A 15,428-nucleotide genomic window follows, 5' to 3' on the forward strand; every position below is an offset into this window, starting at 1 on the left:
GAGTGGAAACGTGCATCTGAAACGGCTCGCGGTCGCGCTCCTCCTGCTCACCGCCGGATGTTCCGGCGACGACGACACGGAGACCACGACCGCGACCGCCACCACCTCACCGACCGTCGCGGCGAGCACTACCGCCACCGCCGAAACGCCGGAGGTGGCGCCGTACGTCGACATCGTCAGCGGCACCGCCGACATCGACGAGGTGGCCGAGAAGACCGGCCAGGAGGACTACACGATCTCGTTCATCCTGGCCGACAGCGCCGGTTCGTGCACCGCGACCTGGGGCGGGACGAAGGCCCTGACCGACACAGGAGTCCAGGCCGACATCGCGAAGATCACGGCGCTGGACGGTGACGTGATCGTCTCCAGCGGCGGGGCCACCGGGACGTACCTGGAGAGCGTCTGCACGGCGGACCAGCTGGCCACCGCGTACGCCGCGGCGCTCGACGCGGCCGGCAGCAACGCCCTGGACGTGGACATCGAGCAGTCGATCACCGCGGCGACGGTGACCCGGGCGCTCAGCACGCTGCAGGCCGACCGCGGCACCGCGATCACCCTGACCGTGCCGGTCGGCGGGACCGTCCTCGGCCTCACCGACGCCAGCATCGCCCTGCTGCAGAGCGCGAAGGACGCCGGCCTGGACGTCACCGTCAACGCGATGACGATGAACTTCACCGAGGAGAACGACGACTGGGGCACGTCGATGACCACGGCGACCGAGGCGGTGGCCGCCGACGTCAAGTCGGTCTGGACGGACCTGAGCGACACCGAGGCCTACGCGATGCTCGGCGTCACGCCGATGATCGGGGTCAACGACACCGGGCCGGTCACCGAGACGGCGGACGCCCAGACGCTCCTCGACTACGCCGAGGAGAAGAAGCTGGGATTCGTCCGGTTCTGGTCGGTCAACCGCGACAACGGGGACTGCGCGACGGGCGCTGTCGAGGCGGCGTGCAGCGGTATCGAGCAGACCGACTATGCCTTTACCAAGATGTTCACTGATTTCGCGAAATAACGGACACCGCTAAGACGACGCCGAAGCAGAAGCAGAAGCCGACGCGGTGGCCGACGTCGACACCGTCGCCTTCGTCGTCAATCCGGAATCGGCGGCCTGCACCACACTGGCGCCGACCACACCGATATAGATAGCGGCGAAAAGTGCTACGAAGAATCCGAGGACCGCGAGCAGCCGCTTACGCCGTCCGGTGGAGTCCACGAAGACCTGGACTCCCACCGGCTCGACCGCAGTACGAATGACTTTTTGCATGGAAAACACATTAGGAATACAACCTATGAGTTTTCTGGGCTCGCTCGTAACGGAATCTGTGGAAATGAATGACAATTAGCGAGAATGCGATTACGGAAGGTCACCACGGATGATCCGGGCGAGGTACGACTCACTCCTCAGCTCATGCGCCCGGTACTTGTAGCGCAGCTTGTGTGCGAACGCCCCTTCCATCACCGTCTGGTACATGTCCGGGTCGTACGCCTGAAGCATCACCTCCTGCAGCGCGTGCGGAGGCTTGGAGTTGAGCCGCAGCCCGGCGTCCCAGTCGGCACGGAACCGCTCGTCGAGGTGGTAGAGCATCTCGAAGACGTGGTGCATCAGGAAGTAGTCGATCAGCTCGCCGCGCCTCTCCCACCAGAGGAAGCAGGCGGCCCGCCACAGATGCACGGCGTAGCTTCCCGGCCGGGCGGCCAGGAACCAGCTGGAGATGTACGGCCCGGTGTAGTTGAACGCGAAGAGGCTGCTCCGCTCCAGGGCCTTGGTGATGTGCGGCCGCAGCGGCTCGGAGACCAGGCAGGTGCCGTCCACCCAGATCCCGCCGAACTTCTCCAGCAGCAGCAGCCGGAGCAGGTCGGAGAAGTGCGTCCGGTTGCCGTCGAGCGCCTCCAGCAGCCCGCCCGGCACGTCGACGTAGGCGCCGATGTTCGCGTCGGTCAGCTCGTGCACCCGGCTCTCCGGGTTGTTCGCCTTGAGCCCGGCGAGGCAGGCCCGCACGACCGGCGGCGCCGACTCGAAGCCCTGCGCCCAGTAGATGAAGATCGGCTGGTCGAACGTGCTGACGACCGGCCGGGCCAGCCGCTGCTCGGCCTGGGTACGGATCTGGGTGAGGTTCTCGGCGAGGAACACGCCCAGCTCGCGGCGGGCGCCGAACGACTTCACGTCGAGGTCGAGAACGGCCGGCCCGTCGAACGGCAGCTTCGTGTCGTGCACGAGGGCGGCCTTCGACGCGCGCTTGCTGTCCTCCCGCCGCTTCAGCTTGTCCAGGGCGAACGCCAGCGCGTAACCCCGCTCCGGCAACGACGGCTGCTTGGAGACCGCGGTGCGGAGGAGCTTCTCGGCCGCCGCCCACTTGTGTTCGGCGAGAGCGATCCTGCCGAGCTCGAACGCCGCCTCACCGTCCGGGTCACCGGCCTTGACCACCCGGCGCAGCGCCTTGAGTGCCTTCTCCTCGTCACCGGCCGCCAGCGCGATCCGGGCGGTGGTCATCCGGTCGCCGCTGATCTGCCTGCGCAGGAAGGCGGCCTCGTCGGTGACGCCGGCCCGGGCCAGCCGGACCGTTTCGGCGGCGATCTCGGCGGGCGTGGCCGAGGGCGACACCCGCACGGTGCGCTTCGACGGCGACGCGTCCGGCTCCCCGATCCACTCGAAGGTGTGGAAGTCGGTCGGGGCGGAGGAGCCGTCGAAGTGGTCGAGCGCCACCGACGTCTCGGTGAGCGAGTAGTCGTACCAGTAGACGACGCCGTTGCCGGCCGCCATGCCGCTGTGCAGCCGGATCCAGGCGGCCGTCGCGTTCTCCGGGATCGTGAACGTCACGCTGATCCGGTGGTGGCCGAACTCGTTGCGGGCCGGGGCGGACTGGGCGAGCGTCCACTTGGGCGCCTCGTCGACGATGCAGCCGGGCACGAGCCGCAGCGCCGCCGGGTTGAGCGTGCCGGTGAGCGGTTCGGGCAGGTAGATCGAGACGCTCGCGGTGTAGGTGGCGCCGGGCCGCATGCCGAGGCGGAACGCGCCGGCGGCGTTGCGGCCACCGGGCGCGATGTGCGTGTCGTTGTTGGCGCCGACCCCCTCGACCCGGGCGCCGCGCACTCCGGGCAGGCCGGGGATCTCGGCGAACTCGCAGGAGTTGTGCGAGTGCACGTAGAGGCCGCCGGCGTCGAACGGCCGGTCCGGCGCGCCGCGGAAGCCGGGGTCGAGCACGAGGTTCACCACCGACGGCGCGACCGGCGGTGGGGGCGGCGGGACCGGGCGAAGCCGCCGCCGAGCCGCCGCCCGGACACGAGCGAGTCTGCTTCTGAGCGTATTCGCGGTCGCCGTCATCGATGTCCCCTTCGCCCGGCCGTGACGGGACAGTCTAGCCAGTTCCTCCACGCAGCGTGACGATCGCCAGGATGCGGACACGTCACAGCGGGAGCACGACAGCGGACGGCCGGGCGCCGAAACAGTTGATGCTCATCCGGTATCGCGCCAGGTCGCCCTTGAAGACCACGCTGGTGGTCAGCTCCGGACCGGGATCCACGCGCTCCACGACGAAACCCTCGTTCGGCTCCCAGGCGATCAGCTCGTTGCCGCCCTCGACACATCGAGCGAGCACGATGCCGCCGGGCGATTCCAGGCGGGTGGCCTCCGGGTCGGGCGCCTCCGCGGCGGGTGGGACGCTCGCGCCGCCGCTCGGGGACGGCGGCGCCGAGGCGCTTTCGCCGGACGGCCGGGGAGCGGAGACCGACGGGAAGGATCCGGATGCCGCCGGGGCCAGCGAGCCGGTCGACTCGGGCGCCCGGCTGGGCTGGACGGCGGGCACGACCGGCTTTGCCGCGCTCCGCCCACCGGGCGACGGAGCGGTCACTCTCGGTGATGATGCGGGCGGTGTCGCGACGCCGGGCGCCGCCCTCTGTCCGCCGCCGCCCGAGGGCCAGAGGAAGGGCAGGGCGATCAGCACGGCCGCGATTCCGCCGCCGGCCAGGACCTTCCTCCGGCGCGAAACGAGCCTTCGTACGACGGAACCGCCGTGCGAGGACCCTCCCCCACCGGAACCCGGCCGGGCCACGCCCCGAGGACATTCGTCACCGCGCCCCGGCTGCGCGGGGATCACCGGGACGGTCGCCTCCCGGAGCAGCGTGTCGCCGCCGGGGAGGTCCCGGGACGACGACTCGGTGACCGCGCGGGATGCGGGCACGGCCTGCGCCCCCGGCCCCGGGGCGGCGGCGGTCTCGCTCGCGGCGGGTGCGGCCGCCCGCACATCGGCTGCCCTGCGTACGGCATCAGGCTGGAAAGCGCTCGCGGCCTCGGCCGCGTCACCCAGGCAGGCCGACGCCTCGGCCGCGTCCGGACGCTCGGCGGGATCCTTCGCTAGGCAGCGGTCCACCAGATCGGCGATCACCTCGGGAACCCCGGGCAGATCGGGCAGGGGCGACGGCTCGACGTAGACGTGCGCCGAGAGCATCTGCGTGGTGGTCTCCACGCTCCACGGCGCGACGCCGGCGAGGAGGCGGTAGAGCAGCACGCCGAGCGCGTACATGTCGGAGGCCGGCTCGATCGCGCCGCCGGTGAGCCGTTCCGGCGCGAGGTAGGCGGGCGTGCCGAGCAGGGCGTCCTCGGGCGAGGCGGGACCGGCGACCGCGGCGATGCCGAAGTCCACGACCTTGGCGCCGGCCGGGGTGACCATCACGTTGGCGAGCTTGATGTCGCGGTGCACGAGCCCGTCGGCGTGCGCCACCGCGAGCGCCGACGCGATCTCGCCGCAGATCCGGAACACGGTGCGTGGCGGAATGGGCCCTCTCGCCACTCTCTGTTGCAGCGTCGGCCCGTTGATCAATTCCATGACCACGTACGGAACCGGTCTGCCACCCTCGTCGGATTCGCCGAAATCGTAGATCTGCGCGATGTTCGGGTGCGAGAGGGTCGCCGCCGCCCGGGCCTCGTGCAGGATCCTGGCCCGGAACCGTTCGTCGCCCGCATATCGCCCGGCCAGCACCTTCACCGCGACCGGGCGGCTGAGCACCTCGTCGAGGGCCCGCCAGACCACGGCCATGCCGCCGCGGCCGAGTTCTGTCAGAAGCCGGTACCGGCCACCGAGTTTCCGCTCCTCGTCCACCCGAGGCAGTTTTCCCGACCGGGCGGCAAATCGCACATCCGAGAATGCGCGAGAGGTGATTTCACGAATGTCGTCACCCGTCAGGGTGAAGGCTCTTCCATCCACCATTCAGTGAATTGACGCGCCTGGCCGATATGATCGAGACGCAGCACCCAGAGATTGCGGAAGATCCGATCCGGATATGTCGTGGTCGCCTCGATGATCGCGAGTTCGTCGGTGACGATCAGCGGATGCCAGGCGAAGGCGGTGGTCCCCGGGGCGTCCTGACGTTCCAGCCAGGCGGTCACGATCGCCTCCCGGCCGATCCACGGTGTCGCGTAGGGCTCGGGGAAGTAGGCGGCGTCGTCGGCGAAGAGGTCACGGATGTGATCCGGGTCGTTCGACTCCCAGGCCTTGCGATACTTGCCCACCCAGGCGGTCACCGCATCCAGGCTCGTCATGCCCGCTCCCCTCGTCCGCCGGTGGACCCATCCCACCGTAGAGTCGCCGCATGAACAACAGCTGGCGTCACCTGCCGCCGCCGGCCCGGCCGATCGCCGCCGCCACTCTCTCCTCCCTCGAGTCCTACCGGTCCGCGGGCGAACCGGGCGACGAGCTCGCGGCGCAGGATCCGGCACCGACCGGGTTGATCCTCGGCACGGTGGTCCGCCTGCTGCTGGAGGACGCCAACCCGGACGGCCTCACCGCCGACGACGTCCGCGCCGCGCTGGCGAGCTGCGTGCGGTCCTGGCCGGCCGCCGACCCGCAGGTGGTGCTCTGGCTGCTGGCCGGCGCCCTCGGCGTGCTCGACGAGGAGGGCGCACCCGCGCCGAAGCCGGACGTGCTGGCACGGCACGCCGTCGCGCTCATCGACGACCTGCTCGCGGGCCGCCCGGTCGAGCCGTGGCTGACCGCCGCGCTCGCCGAGATCGAACGGTCTCAGCTCAACGACTAAAACTTTGCAGTTTCTGCAAAGTTGGAGCTAACCTCGCCGAGTGCTTCGTGAGGCCAAACGCCGGCAGACCCGCCTCGACCTGATCACCGCCGCATTGCGCCTGGTGGACGAGCGCGGCGCCGATCATGTCACCGTCGACGAGATCGCCACGGCGGCCGGGGTGTCGCAGCGGACGTTCTTCAACTACTTCGCCACGAAGGAGGACGCCCTCGTCGGCGACCCCCTGGAGGGCTGCACCGATCTGCGAGCCCAGCTGCTCGCCGCCCCGGCCGATCAGCAGCTGCTGGACGCCCTGTTCGACGCGCTCGCGCCGGTCTTCCAGCAGATCCAGCAGGACCGCGAGCACTGGCTGCTGCGGATGCGGGTGATCGGGAACAACCCGCAGCTGCTGCCGTTGCTCATCGCCGCGGCCGCCACTGCCGAGCAGCAGTTCGCCGAGGCCGTCGCCGAGCGCGCCGGCCTCGCCGCCGGTGACCCGTTCCCGCAGGTCGCGGCCGCGGTCACCAACGCCGCCGTGCGGGTCGCGGTGATCCGCTGGGCAGCCGGCGAGGACGCCCGCCCGCTCTCCGAGCACGTCCGCGAGGCCTTCGGCACGATCGCCGCCGGTCTCGTCCCACCCCCACCTGTTTCGAGGAATGCATGAGTTCTCTGGAAGGCACCACCACCGCCGAGGAAAGCAGCGGCGCCTCCGCCGCCGAGAGCGGGCGGATGTCGCAGCGGGAGGTCGTCCAGGCGCTCTCCGGCCTGCTGCTCGGCATGTTCGTGAGCATCCTGGCCTCGACCGTCGTCGCGAACGCCCTGCCCCGGATCATCGCCGATCTCGGCGGCAGCCAGTCCGTCTACACCTGGATCGTCACGACCGAGTTGCTCGCCATGACGGCCACCGTCCCGCTCTGGGGCAAGATGGCCGACCTGTACAGCAAGAAGCTCCTGATCCAGCTCTCCCTCGGCCTCTTCGTGGCCGGCTCGCTCGTCGCCGGCCTCACCCCGAACGTCGAGATCCTGCTGGTCAGCCGGGTCATCCAGGGCGTCGGCGCGGGCGGCATGACAGCCCTCGCGATGATCGTGATGGCCGCGATGATCCCGCCGCGCGAGCTGGGCCGCTACTCCGGCCTGTTCGGAGCGGTCTTCGGCGTCGGCACCATCGCCGGTCCGCTGATCGGCGGCGTCCTCGTCGACACGTCCTGGCTGGGCTGGCGCTGGTGCTTCCTGATCGGCGTGCCGTTCAGCCTGATCGCGATCGCGATGCTGCAGAAGACCCTGCACCTGCCGGTGGTCCGCCGCAAGGTCAGCATCGACTGGCTCGGCGCGCTGCTGATCACCGGTGGCGTCAGCACCCTGCTGATCTGGTCCACGCTGGCCGGCGACAAGTTCGACTGGGCCTCCTGGCAGACCGCCGCACTGGTGGTCGCCGGTCTCGCGCTGCTCGCCCTCGCGGTCTGGGCCGAGGCGAAGGCCAAGGAGCCGATCATCCCGCTCAGCATCTTCCGGCACCGGACCGTCACCCTCACGATCATCGCGAGCGTCCTGGTCGGCGTCGCGATGTTCGGCGGCACCGTCTTCCTGTCCCAGTACTTCCAGATCTCGCTGGGCAAGTCGCCGACCGTCGCCGGTCTGATGGGCCTGCCGATGGTCTTCGGCCTGCTCATCTCGTCGACCGTGGCCGGCGCGCTGATCACCAAGCACGGGAAGTGGAAGGCGTACCTGGTCGCCGGCGCGATCATCATGACCGTCGGGATGCTGCTGCTCAGCACGATCGGCGCGGACACCAGCGTCCTGATGATCTCGCTGTTCATGGCAGTCCTCGGCATCGGCGTCGGCATGCTCATGCAGAACCTGGTCCTCGCCGCGCAGAACGACGTGCCGGTCGCCGAACTCGGCGCCACCACCTCGGCGCTGACCTTCTTCCGCAGCATGGGCGGCTCGATCGGCGTGAGCGCGCTCGGCGCGGTGCTGACCCACAAGGTCGCGTCCGGGTTCGCCGAGAAGTTCGGCGCGACCGGAGGCGACGGGTCCGCGCAGGTCCCGGACCTGACGACGCTGCCGCCGCAGGTGCTCACCGTGGTGCAGGACATCTACGGGACGGCGACCGCGGAACTCTTCCTGGTCGGCGCGCCGATCGCGTTCCTCGCGGTGATCGCGGTGATCTTCATCAAGGAGAAGCCGCTCTCCACGCTCTCCGGTGAGGAACGCCGCAAGCAGGAGGAAGCGGCGGCCCTGTCCGTCCACTGACCCTCGCGTGTCGGGCGCGGTCTTCTCTCGGAGAGGGCCGCGCCCGATCCATTTCGGTCGCGGGGCGGCCTCTCAGGAGTGAAATCGGCCCACCGGGGTCAGGACGGCCGCAGGCCCACCGAGGTGCGCGGCGACGGCGGCTCGGCACAGCCGAGGAGGCCGACCAGGCCGGAGACCCAGAGTTGCCGGTAGACCGTGGCGCTGGGATGGCTCACCACCAGCTTGATCCCGCTCGCCGCCGCGGTATGGAAGCAGGCGACCAGGATGCCGATCCCGATGCTGTCGATGAGCATCACCCGTTGCAGATCAAGACAGATCTTGCTGGGGGTCATGCTCGTCAGCACGTCGTTGACCGCGTCGCGCATCACATGCGCGTTGTCCAGATCGATCTCACCGCTCGGTGCGATCTCGACAGTTCCGTCGGCCAGCTGGCGGGTCGTGATCGGCAGATACACAGCTGCCCTCTTCCTGGTGTCGGGCTGGAACCGACACCGACTTCCGCGGACTCGGTGTGTTGACCGAAATGCGGTCGAGCGAACGCTTAAGGACGCTGACCAAACCCGCGTTCCTACAACAATCCGCTGGTCTGCAAGTTACGCCACGTAGGCGCGGAACGCCAGAGTAGTTCATATGGCCGGAATGTGCTGTAACGGTCACTGCGTGGCGTCGACGTTGACTGTCGACAGAGTCGGACCGAATACTCACCGTATGCGATGGAGCGCCGGACGGCATGGTTGATGGCTCATCCCGTGCCATCACCGCGCCGGGAACCGTCTACTTCGACAACGTCGACGCCGCGCGGGCCCGGGACATCCTGAATCGTTTCTACCACCCCATGTCGATCGGCACGCCGGACGGCGCGGAGCTCAAGCTGGGCGTCGAGATGATCCAACTCGGACCGCTCACCGTCGGCCACCTGACCTTCGAAGGCTCCGCCACCCTGGTTTCCCCGCAGGCCGGCGCTTATCACGTGACGCTGCCCACGGCGGGTCTCGTGCGCGCCCGCCGGGACGGCCGGGAAGTGACCGCCACACCCGCCACCGCCCTGGCGTTCCGGCCCGATGACCGCGTTCATCTACGGCACGAGCCGAACTCGTCCGAGCTCGACGTACGGATAGAGCGCTGGGCCCTGGAGAGCGAACTGGCAGCACTGCTCGGTCACCCGGTCGAGGGGCCGATCGACCTGGCGCCGCAGTTCGACCTCACCGGCGGGCCGGCGCACAGCTGGAGCCGGCTCATCCGGCTGCTCCGCGACGAGCTCGAACACGAGTCCAGCCTGATCCACCAGCCGCTCATCGCCGAGCAGCTGTGCAGCAGCGTGCTCAGCGGGCTGCTGCTGAGCGTCCCGCACCGGTACCGCGACGAGCTCGTCGCGCCGGCCGCGAGCGGCCCGCCGCGCGCCGTCCAGCGGGTGATCGAGGCGATCCACGAGGAGCCGGAACGCGCGTTCACGGTCGGCGACCTCTCGGCGATCGCCGGGATGAGCGTGCGGTCGTTGCAGGACGGCTTCCGCCGGCACGTCGGCTGCGCGCCGATGACCTATCTCCAGCAGATCCGGCTCGGACGCGTACGCGAGGCGCTCCTCGACGGCGATCCGGCGCGCGTCACGGTGGCCGCGGTGGCGCACCGATGGGGTTTCGCCCACCTCGGGCGGTTCGCGTCGGCGTACCGGGAACGGTTCGGCGAGTCGCCGTCCGAGTCACTCAGGCATCCGCGGATCACCTGACCGAGGGTCACTCTCCCGGGTCTCCCCCGTGTGGGTTACCCGGCCCGATCTCCGAGGTTCATTCGCCGGATCTCCCGGGTCATTCGCCGGGATCTCCGCAGCGGCGCGGCTGCGGGACGCCGTTGACCCGGCGCGGGTGCGCGGAGGCGCCGAAGAGGTGACCACGCGACGGCGCCCAGTCCCGCCAGGGTGCGAGCCGGGACGGCACCGTGGCCATCTCGCCGTCGCCGGCACCACGCTGCGCACGCAGGTAGGCCTCCACCCGGCCGGCCGCCGCCGCACCGTTGCGAGCCATGCTCAGCAGCTGGTTGACATCCGTCTCGTCGATCGCCGCACGCTGCAGCAACGCGATGATGCCGGCCAGGACCTGCGCCGCGTCGGAGGCATCCCGCTCGGCGTCCCACCGGCCCGTCACGAGCGCACTCGCCCGGCGCTCACGCCGTGCCGCCGCCCGGCCCGTGTCCCGCCTGTTCCGCGTGTGCCCTGTCCGCGTGTGCCCTGTCCGCGTGTGCCCTGTCCGCGTCTGCCCTGCCTGCGTGTGCCCTGTCCGGCGTCCAAAGCGTTCCCCTCACCCCCGCACGCGTCCCGGGCTGCCGCTCACGGCCGTGGCGGCCGCCGACGGACGTCGAACCCGGTGGGCGTGACAAGCCGAAAATGTATTCGGCTCACTACTAAGCGTCCATCCGTAACGCGCAGGTTCTGTCCAGTTAGCGCTCAGTTCGGGCTACCCGGGTTCTACGATCAGAAAACGGGTACCGAACCGGACGACATCTCACATCTGGGGTCGCGATGCAGAAGATCGAGAATGCGGAGCCATTCGGCACACCGTTGATCAGAACGGGCGCCGAACAACCGTGGGAACCGGAAGACCTCGCCGTCGCCCAGGGCAAGTACCCCACTCCGGCGAACATAGCGCGCGCCAAGGCCGAACTCGAGCGCGACGGCGCAGCCGCCATCGAGAAGACCGTGCCCTAGAGGCGAACCGTCGTCCCTGAACGGATCGCCTGCTCGGCGGCTTCGAGGATCGCCGTCACCCGGGTGCCGAACCGCACGTCGCAGTCCGGGCTCGGGCCGCCGGCCGCAGCGGCCAGCAGCTGGTCGACGGCCCGGCCGAGTGCCTCGTCCGGGGTCCAGCGCGCCCGCGGCACGGTCCGCAGACCGGCCTCCCCGGCGAACACGGCCTCCTCGCGGGCCGCGGCCGGCGGAGCGTCCACCGCGAGGGTGAGCCGGCTGGTGGCGCCGCCGGAGTGCTGGAGCAGCAGGTGGGTGAGGTCGCGCGATCCGGCCATCCCGGTGACGGCGGTGACCGGGCCGAGGACCGGCAGCACCAAGGCGAGGGCGTGCGGGCCGACGTCCCAGAGGCCGCCGCGCTCACGCCGCCACGGCGAGGCGCCGAACGGGTTGTCCGGCGTGAAGATCGAGCCGAGGTGGTCGACGCGGGCCTCGGTCCAGCCGCCGGTCGCCGCGGTCTCGGCGAGGAATGCGGCCAGTTCGGGCGTGAACCGCCGGGTGAAGAAGACCACCGAGGCCAGGTCCCGGGCGGCGACGGCGGACGCCACGGCTTCGGCCTGCTCGGCGCGGAGCGCGACCGGCTTGTCCAGCACCAGATGGCGGCCCGCTTCCGCGGCACGCAGCGCGATCGGCGCCTGCACGTCCGGCGGCAGAGCGATCGCCACGGCGTCCACATCGGCGATCAGGGCGTCGATGTCGGAATACGCGCGGGTCTTGAATTCGTCGGCCAGGCGAGCGGTCTTCGCCGCGTCCCGTCCCCAGACACCGGCGAACTCCACCGACGGGTGAGCGGCGAGAGCCGGCGCGTGCGCCTGATACGCCCACGGACCCGTACCGAACAATCCGAAACGCACGGCCGTACCCCTGTTCCGTCAGTGATCTCCGGAGGCGGAAGTTACCAGCCCATCGCCACATCAGTAACCTGTGGCGGTGAACGGTCCCCTGTCGGTGGCGACGATCGTCGTCGCCCTGCTCCTAGCGGTGTGGTACTTCGTGCGCGCGGCCCTCGACCGCGCCCCCGGCCGCATCGACCTGCTGGCCACCGCGGTGCTCGGCGCCCTGGTCACGGTCCTCGTCGTGATCGCTGTGATCGGTCTCTTCGACGGCAGCCGGCCGCTGGAGCTGGCCACCTTCCTGGGCTACCTGCTCACCACGGTCGCCTTCGCGCCGACCGCGCTGGTGCTCGCCCGGATGGAGCCGACCCGCTGGGGCAACCTCATCCTCGGTGTCGGCGCCGTCGTCCTGCCGGTTCTCGTGCTGCGCCTGCAGCAGATCGCGTCGGTGCCCCTTGTCTGATGAGAAGCAGAACACCACGGCCACCCGTCCCCGGGACGCCGCGCTGAACACCGGCCTCGGCCGGGTGCTGCTGCTGGTCTACGGCATCTTCGCGCTCTCCGCGAGCGCCCGCGCCCTGGTGCAGATCAGCACGCACTTCGCCGAGGCGCCGCTCGCCTACCTGCTCTCCGCGGTGGCCGGCCTGGTCTACATCGCGGCCACCGTGGGTCTGGCGATCGGTGGCCCGCGGGGCCGGCTGATCGCGCTGATCAGCTGCAGCATCGAGCTGGCCGGCGTGCTGATCGTCGGCACGCTCAGCATCGTCGACGCGGTGGCCTTCCCCGACGACACCGTCTGGTCGCACTTCGGCAGTGGCTACGGATACGTTCCGCTGCTCCTGCCGTTCGTCGGCCTCTGGTGGATCTGGAAGCACCGCTCCTAGTTCTTGCCCTCGATCACGTGCGGGACGAAGTTGCAGGTGTTCGTCGTGACCAGTCCCGCCGTGCCGACGCCCTCGCGGATGCCCATCCCGGCCGGCTCGCCGTCGATCAGCCAGGCGCCGATCACCGGGTGCGCCGTGCCCTCCAGCGATTCGAAGGACGGCAGCTCCTTCAGCTCCTGCACGATGTAGCGCCCGTCCGCGCCGTACTCGGAGGGGTTGCCGACGATCGTCTCCCCGTCCTTGACCAGGGTCACCGATCCGCCTTCACGACCCCAGACGGGCTTTTTGGCGTACGACGTCAGCGCCGCGGCGGACGACGACTCGGCGAAATAGGACGGGAGCAGGTAGCGGCTCAGCTCCGGGTTGTCCTTGTAGAGCATCCAGAGCACCGGCAGCAGGGCCTTGTTGCCGAGCAGCGCCGCCTTGTAGGGCGGCTCCATCCAGACCGTCCCGCGCTTCTCCGGGTCGGCCATGTTGCGGAAGAAGGCCTTGCCGCCCTCCTCGTGCCAGAACCACTCCCACGGGTAGAGCATGAAGATCACGTCGATCGGCTCGGCGAGGTGCTCCTGCCCTGGTGACGGCACGTAGAGGACCCGGTCGCCGGCCACGTCCCAGCCGATCTGGCTCATCGCGATCAGCTCGACCGGGTAACCGGCCTCCTCGGCCGTCGCCATCAGGTAGGCGACGTTCATGCGATCCTCGCCGGAGGTCTCGCTCGTCTCGTACGCAAAAAAGATCTTGGGCTTCTCCGGCAGCCACGTCCGGGCCTCGCGCAACTTGCCGATGTTGCGCCGCCACGCGCCGGGATCGCCGGGCTCGCCGGGCACCGCCTCCCAGCCGACCAGGCGCTCGTGGATCGAGTTCCACTGACGCCACGGGTGGTCGGTGAGGCCGGTCTGGTCCATCCAGTGCCACTGGACCACCGCGGCCTCGACCAGCGACGTCGGCGTCTGCGCGTTGAACTCGAGCAGCTTCGGCGTGCTGCCGGCGCCGTTGTACCAGAGATCGAAGCGGCCGTAGACGCTCGGCGACCAGTCCGGCGTCTGCATCGGCAGCCGCATGTCCGGGTCCTTGTCGTAGTGCGTCCACGTCTCCGGGTCGCCGTCGTACCAGGTCCGGATGATCTGCTCGTGCGTGTACTCCGGGATGCCGATCTTGGTGAGGAAGCACGTCTCCGGTGAGCAGATGGACTCGAAGTAGCCCCGCTTGCGGCCCTCGACGGTCCGCCGCGGGCACTGCTCGACCATCCACTCACCGGCTTCGAGACACATCTCGTAGAGCCGGGCGGTCGCGGTCTCCAGCTCCTCGATCTCCGCCGCGGTGAAGTCGTAGTACGGCCCCTCCTGCCAGTACGACTGCATCGTGCCGTCCGGCAGCTCGGTGTCGTTGTACGTCAACCCGAGGCTGAAGTTCGTGAGCCGCCAGCCGTCCCGCACCGGCCCGTACGCGATCCGCCGCACTCTCAGCCGCCCGACTTCGACGAGGACTTGCCGCTGCCGCTGCCGCCCTTGCCGACCACGCTGGTCTTCACCGTGCCATTACTGATCTTGCCGCTGGACGGCAGCCCGAACTTGGACCGCGACGCGGCGTCGTTGTAGGCGAACTTGCTGCCGCCGGCGGGCAGCCGGTGACCCACCGGGTAGCCCCTGCTGTAGCCGGAGCTGTGCCAGATGAAGAAGCCGGTACCGCCGCCGCCGTTGTAGTCGTCGTCGCAGTAGTCCTCGTCGACGACCACGCCATCGGCGTCGGCGCAGTAGAAACCCTCGTCCACGTATTCATCGTTGTCGCATGCCGCCGCTCCCCCCGCGGCCAGCAGAAGAAAGGTGCTGGTCAGCGACACGCTGCGGGAACTCATGCGTCGGTTCATGATTTCTTTGTAACTCTTCTCAGCAACTTGCCAGCCGTCCCTATCCTCAGTCCTTGGGCCCACCGGCGACGTAGATGACCTGCCCGGACACGAAGCCGGCTCCTTCGCTGGCCAGGAACGAGACGGTGTGTGCCACATCCTCGGGACGGCCCCCGCGGGCCACCGGGATCGTCGCGACGGTGGCCTTCTCGAAGTCGGCGAAATCGACACCGACCCGGGCCGCCGTGGCCCGGGTCATGTCCGTGACGATGAAGCCCGGCGCCACGGCGTTCGCGGTGATGCCGAACTTGCCCAGCTCGATCGCGAGGGTCTTGGTGAAGCCCTGGATCCCGGCCTTCGCGGCGGCGTAGTTCGCCTGACCCCGGTTGCCGAGCGCGGACGTGCTGGAGAGGCTGACGATGCGGCCGAACCCGGCGTCCACCATGTGCTTCTGCACCGCCCGGCTGAACAGGAACGCGCCGCGCAGGTGCACCGCCATGACGGTGTCCCAGTCGTCCTCGGTCATCTTGAAGAGCAGGTTGTCCCGCAGCACCCCGGCGTTGTTGACCAGCACGGTCGGCGCGCCGAGCTCGCTCACCACGCGCTCGACCGCGGCGGTGACCTGAGCCGGATCGGCGACGTCGGCGCCGATCGCGACGGCGGTGCCGCCCGCGTCGTGGATCGCGGTCACCGTGTTGGCGCACGCGCCCTCGTCCAGGTCGACGACCGCGACGGCCAGCCCGTCGGCGGCGAGCCGCAGGGCGACGGCCTCACCGATGCCGCGAGCGGCCCCGGTCACGATGGCTACCCGGCTGGGTACGGACTGCGACATTGCGGCCTCCGGGGTGTGATCTTCGCTGCTC

General features: G+C 69.8%; 18 protein-coding genes. 8 read left to right on the forward strand and 10 right to left on the reverse strand.

Going from position 1 to position 15,428, the window contains the following annotated elements; translation table 11 throughout:
* Window positions 1-10 precede the first annotated feature (10 nt).
* Window positions 11-1,015 (forward strand): glycosyl hydrolase, encoded by a 1,005-nt coding sequence (locus tag EP757_RS06240; protein WP_127543245.1) that lies wholly within the window; start codon window positions 11-13, stop codon window positions 1,013-1,015.
* Window positions 1,016-1,024: 9 nt separating this feature from the next.
* On the opposite strand, the gene EP757_RS06245 is transcribed toward EP757_RS06240, so the two are convergent.
* The 4 genes from EP757_RS06245 to EP757_RS06260 all read right to left on the reverse strand — a co-directional run bounded on the left by EP757_RS06245 (window position 1,025) and on the right by EP757_RS06260 (window position 5,539).
* The gene (locus EP757_RS06245; protein ID WP_127543246.1) at window positions 1,025-1,267 is read right to left on the reverse strand and encodes a hypothetical protein; all 243 of its coding nucleotides are present in this window, start codon (window positions 1,265-1,267) and stop codon (window positions 1,025-1,027) included.
* Between the two features lie 90 nt (window positions 1,268-1,357).
* Window positions 1,358-3,205 carry a capsular polysaccharide synthesis protein gene (locus EP757_RS06250; RefSeq protein ID WP_127543247.1) on the reverse strand — a complete coding sequence of 616 codons (1,848 nt, stop codon included), beginning with the start codon at window positions 3,203-3,205 and terminating at the stop codon, window positions 1,358-1,360.
* Between the two features lie 202 nt (window positions 3,206-3,407).
* A complete protein-coding gene (locus EP757_RS06255; RefSeq protein WP_127543248.1) occupies window positions 3,408-5,099 on the reverse strand; it encodes a serine/threonine-protein kinase in 1,692 nt (563 codons plus the stop codon).
* Between the two features lie 80 nt (window positions 5,100-5,179).
* Window positions 5,180-5,539 (reverse strand): nuclear transport factor 2 family protein, encoded by a 360-nt coding sequence (locus tag EP757_RS06260; protein ID WP_127543249.1) that lies wholly within the window; start codon window positions 5,537-5,539, stop codon window positions 5,180-5,182.
* Window positions 5,540-5,589: 50 nt separating this feature from the next.
* Here EP757_RS06260 and EP757_RS06265 point away from each other — a divergent pair, with 50 nt between their 5' ends.
* From EP757_RS06265 to EP757_RS06275, 3 genes are read left to right on the forward strand one after another with little or no spacing between them, the layout of a single operon-like run.
* A complete protein-coding gene (locus EP757_RS06265) occupies window positions 5,590-6,033 on the forward strand; it encodes a hypothetical protein (protein WP_127543250.1) in 444 nt (147 codons plus the stop codon).
* A gap of 40 nt (window positions 6,034-6,073) precedes the next feature.
* Entirely contained in the window at window positions 6,074-6,676 is a 603-nt protein-coding gene (locus EP757_RS06270) for a TetR/AcrR family transcriptional regulator (protein ID WP_127543251.1), read from the forward strand.
* Complete coding sequence (locus EP757_RS06275; RefSeq protein WP_232050393.1) at window positions 6,673-8,265, forward strand: MDR family MFS transporter; 1,593 nt, start codon at window positions 6,673-6,675, stop codon at window positions 8,263-8,265. The genes EP757_RS06270 and EP757_RS06275 overlap by 4 nt, the downstream gene beginning before the upstream one ends.
* Window positions 8,266-8,363: 98 nt before the next feature.
* Here EP757_RS06275 and EP757_RS06280 read toward each other — a convergent pair whose 3' ends face one another.
* Entirely contained in the window at window positions 8,364-8,720 is a 357-nt protein-coding gene (locus EP757_RS06280) for an STAS domain-containing protein (RefSeq protein WP_127543252.1), read from the reverse strand.
* Between the two features lie 275 nt (window positions 8,721-8,995).
* Here EP757_RS06280 and EP757_RS06285 point away from each other — a divergent pair, with 275 nt between their 5' ends.
* On the forward strand, window positions 8,996-9,991 hold the full coding sequence (locus EP757_RS06285) for an AraC family transcriptional regulator (RefSeq protein WP_127543253.1): 996 nt from the start codon (window positions 8,996-8,998) through the stop codon (window positions 9,989-9,991).
* A gap of 79 nt (window positions 9,992-10,070) precedes the next feature.
* On the opposite strand, the gene EP757_RS06290 is transcribed toward EP757_RS06285, so the two are convergent.
* On the reverse strand, window positions 10,071-10,406 hold the full coding sequence (locus EP757_RS06290; RefSeq protein WP_127543254.1) for a hypothetical protein: 336 nt from the start codon (window positions 10,404-10,406) through the stop codon (window positions 10,071-10,073).
* A 374-nt stretch (window positions 10,407-10,780) separates the two neighbouring features.
* Here EP757_RS06290 and EP757_RS06295 point away from each other — a divergent pair, with 374 nt between their 5' ends.
* Window positions 10,781-10,966, forward strand: a complete 186-nt coding sequence (locus tag EP757_RS06295) for a hypothetical protein (RefSeq protein WP_127543255.1) — start codon at window positions 10,781-10,783, stop codon at window positions 10,964-10,966.
* On the opposite strand, the gene EP757_RS06300 is transcribed toward EP757_RS06295, so the two are convergent.
* Window positions 10,963-11,856 carry a Gfo/Idh/MocA family protein gene (locus EP757_RS06300; protein WP_127543256.1) on the reverse strand — a complete coding sequence of 298 codons (894 nt, stop codon included), beginning with the start codon at window positions 11,854-11,856 and terminating at the stop codon, window positions 10,963-10,965. The genes EP757_RS06295 and EP757_RS06300 overlap by 4 nt on opposite strands.
* A gap of 76 nt (window positions 11,857-11,932) precedes the next feature.
* Here EP757_RS06300 and EP757_RS06305 point away from each other — a divergent pair, with 76 nt between their 5' ends.
* Both EP757_RS06305 and EP757_RS06310 read left to right on the forward strand, forming a co-directional pair.
* Complete coding sequence (locus tag EP757_RS06305) at window positions 11,933-12,298, forward strand: hypothetical protein (protein ID WP_127543257.1); 366 nt, start codon at window positions 11,933-11,935, stop codon at window positions 12,296-12,298.
* On the forward strand, window positions 12,291-12,719 hold the full coding sequence (locus EP757_RS06310; protein WP_127543258.1) for a hypothetical protein: 429 nt from the start codon (window positions 12,291-12,293) through the stop codon (window positions 12,717-12,719). The genes EP757_RS06305 and EP757_RS06310 overlap by 8 nt, the downstream gene beginning before the upstream one ends.
* Here the strand turns inward: EP757_RS06310 and EP757_RS06315 are convergent.
* Genes EP757_RS06315 through fabG form a run of 3 tightly spaced genes read right to left on the reverse strand, consistent with a single transcriptional unit; the run spans window position 12,716 to window position 15,397 of the window.
* A complete protein-coding gene (locus EP757_RS06315) occupies window positions 12,716-14,179 on the reverse strand; it encodes a glutathionylspermidine synthase family protein (protein WP_127543259.1) in 1,464 nt (487 codons plus the stop codon). The genes EP757_RS06310 and EP757_RS06315 overlap by 4 nt on opposite strands.
* Window positions 14,180-14,181: 2 nt before the next feature.
* Complete coding sequence (locus EP757_RS06320; RefSeq protein ID WP_127543260.1) at window positions 14,182-14,586, reverse strand: hypothetical protein; 405 nt, start codon at window positions 14,584-14,586, stop codon at window positions 14,182-14,184.
* 46 nt (window positions 14,587-14,632) lie between these two features.
* Window positions 14,633-15,397, reverse strand: coding sequence for a 3-oxoacyl-ACP reductase FabG (gene fabG / locus EP757_RS06325; RefSeq protein ID WP_127543261.1), 765 nt, complete (start codon window positions 15,395-15,397; stop codon window positions 14,633-14,635).
* Window positions 15,398-15,428 lie beyond the last annotated feature (31 nt).

Origin of the sequence: Actinoplanes sp. OR16 (genome assembly GCF_004001265.1) — a bacterium.
In the GTDB taxonomy this organism is placed as follows: Bacteria; Actinomycetota; Actinomycetes; order Mycobacteriales; family Micromonosporaceae; genus Actinoplanes.